Genomic DNA, 2,825 nt, shown 5'->3' on the forward strand with positions numbered 1-2,825 from the left:
TAACAGACTGGGAAGTCTGGCCGGAGAAGGTGACAGCCCTTTGCGCGTAAGGACACAGGCCCTAGTGGTATCCTGAGTAGGGCGGGACCGGAGAAATCCCGCCTGAATCCAGCGGCACCATCCGCTAAGGCTAAATACTCCTGAGAGACCGATAGTGAACCAGTACCGTGAGGGAAAGGTGAAAAGTACCCTGAATAAGGGGGTGAAATAGACCCTGAAACCATGCGCCTACAAGCGGTCGGAGCCCATTCGTTGGGTGACGGCGTGCCTTTTGCATAATGAGCCTACGAGTTACTCCTCTCTGGCGAGGTTAAGGGTCTTGAGGCCCGGAGCCGCAGCGAAAGCGAGTCTGAACAGGGCGCACAGTCAGAGGGGGTAGACGCGAAACTTTGTGATCTACCCATGGGCAGGATGAAGTTTGGGTAAAACCAAATGGAGGTCCGAACCAGTTTACGTTGAAAAGTATTTGGATGACCTGTGGGTAGGGGTGAAAGGCCAATCAAACTGAGAAATAGCTCGTACTCCCCGAAATGCCTTTAGGGGCAGCGTCGCGGTCGAGTCATGTGGAGGTAGAGCTACCGATAGGACTAGGGGGAGTCAAATCCTACCGAATCCTGACGAACTCCGAATGCCACTTGATATACGCGGCAGTGAGGCGCGGGGTGCTAAGGTCCCGCGCCGAGAGGGAAAGAACCCAGACCGCCAGCTAAGGTCCCAAAGTCCACGCTAAGTTGAACAAAGGGGGTCCAGTTGCAGAGACAGCCAGGATGTTGGCTTGGAAGCAGCCACTCATTTAAAGAGTGCGTAACAGCTCACTGGTCGAGCGACAGGGCATCGATAATAATCGGGCATCAAGCATGGCACCGAAGCTGCGGATTGTAATTTATTACACTGGTAGGGGAGCATTCCGGGGGCGACGAAGGCGTGCCGGCAAGGCGCGCTGGAGCGCCCGGAAAAGCAAATGTAGGCATAAGTAACGATAATGCGGGCGAGAAACCCGCACACCGAAAGACCCAGGTTTCCTGATCAACGCTAATCGGATCAGGGTTAGTCGGGACCTAAGGCCGAGGCGAAAGCGCAGGCCGATGGACAGCTGGTTAATATTCCAGCACCGGCTATGCATAGCGATGCGGTGACGGAGAAGTGAAAGGACCGCGCACTGACGGAATAGTGCGTTGAAGGCCGTAGGTATTGGACCGGTAGTGAAGTACGCCGGACTAGCTGAAAGCTGATAGTACCCCGCGGCTTCGGCCAAGGGGATAGTGTCCCTAATCAGGCTCCCTAGAAAACCCGCTAAGCGTTTAAATGCATGGCAGCCCGTACCGCAAACCGACACAGGTGGTCGAGGAGAGAATCCTAAGGTGCTCGAGTGAATCACGGCCAAGGAACTCGGCAAAATGGCCCTGTAACTTCGGGAGAAGGGGCGCTTCCTTGCAGCAATGCAAGAAGCCGCAGTGAAAAGGCCCAGGCGACTGTTTAACAAAAACACATGGCTTTGCAAAATCGAGAGATGACGTATAAGGCCTGACACCTGCCCGGTGCCGGAAGGTTAAGAGGGGGGGTTAGCCGCAAGGCGAAGCTCTGAATCGAAGCCCCGGTAAACGGCGGCCGTAACTATAACGGTCCTAAGGTAGCGAAATTCCTTGTCGGGTAAGTTCCGACCTGCACGAATGGTGTAACGATCTGGGCGCTGTCTCAGCCGTGAGCTCGGTGAAATTGTAGTCTCGGTGAAGATGCCGAGTACCCGCAACGGGACGGAAAGACCCCATGAACCTTTACTATAGCTTAGCATTGACGCTGGGTAACTCATGTGTAGGATAGGCCGGAGAATATGAAGGGGCGTCGCCAGGCGTCCTGGATTCATCCTTGAAATACGGCCCTTGAGTTGCTTGGCGCCTAACCCCTCTGAGAGGGGGACCGTGCTTGGTGGGTAGTTTGACTGGGGTGGTCGCCTCCAAAACAATAACGGAGGCTTTCAAAGGTTCCCTCAGTACGCTTGGTAACCGTACGCAGAGCGCAATAGCACAAGGGGGCTTGACTGTGAGGCCCACAAGCCGAGCAGGGTCGAAAGACGGATATAGTGATCCGGTGGTTCCGCATGGAAGGGCCATCGCTCAAAGGATAAAAGGTACTCTGGGGATAACAGGCTGATCTCCCCCAAGAGCTCATATCGACGGGGAGGTTTGGCACCTCGATGTCGGCTCGTCACGTCCTGGGGCTGGAGAAGGTCCCAAGGGTTCGGCTGTTCGCCGATTAAAGTGGCACGCGAGCTGGGTTCAGAACGTCGTGAGACAGTTCGGTCCCTATCTGTTGTGGGCGTCGGAGATTTGAGGGGTTCTGTCCTTAGTACGAGAGGACCGGGATGGACGAGCCTCTGGTGGACCTGTTGTGGCGCCAGCCGCAGCGCAGGGTAGCTACGCTCGGACGGGATAAGCGCTGAAAGCATCTAAGTGCGAAACCCGCCCCAAGATGAGATCTCCCTTAAGGGCCGTCAGAGACGATGACGTTGATAGGCCGCAGGTGTAAAGGCAGAGATGTCAAAGCCGAGCGGTACTAATTGCCCGAGCGCGTTCTCACGCACACATGTGCAACCGGCCAGCACGGCCCGCCCCTTGGCAATGAAACGAACGCTTTTTTCTCTCCCAACTAGTCAAATCATACAAGAGCTTTATTCAGCCATTATGCGTGACCAAAGACCACGCGACGACAATGGCGGCTATGGCGCCGGTGTTCACCTCTTCCCATCCCGAACAGAGAAGTTAAGCCCGGCTGCGCCGATGGTACTGGGGTCACACCCGGGAGAGTAGGTGGCCGCCAACCCCAAC

General features: G+C 55.8%; 2 rRNA genes (1 of these 2 cut by a window edge). Both read left to right on the plus strand.

The features are described from left to right. Window positions 1–2,577, plus strand: a 23S ribosomal RNA gene (locus tag Q1A04_RS19005) (it extends 317 nt beyond the left edge of the window). 131 nt (window positions 2,578–2,708) lie between these two features. Next, a 5S ribosomal RNA gene (gene rrf / locus Q1A04_RS19010) occupies window positions 2,709–2,820 on the plus strand. Window positions 2,821–2,825: the final 5 nt, after the last annotated feature.

Source organism: uncultured Pontibacter sp. (assembly GCF_947499215.1).
Lineage (GTDB): Bacteria > Bacteroidota > Bacteroidia > Cytophagales > Hymenobacteraceae > Pontibacter.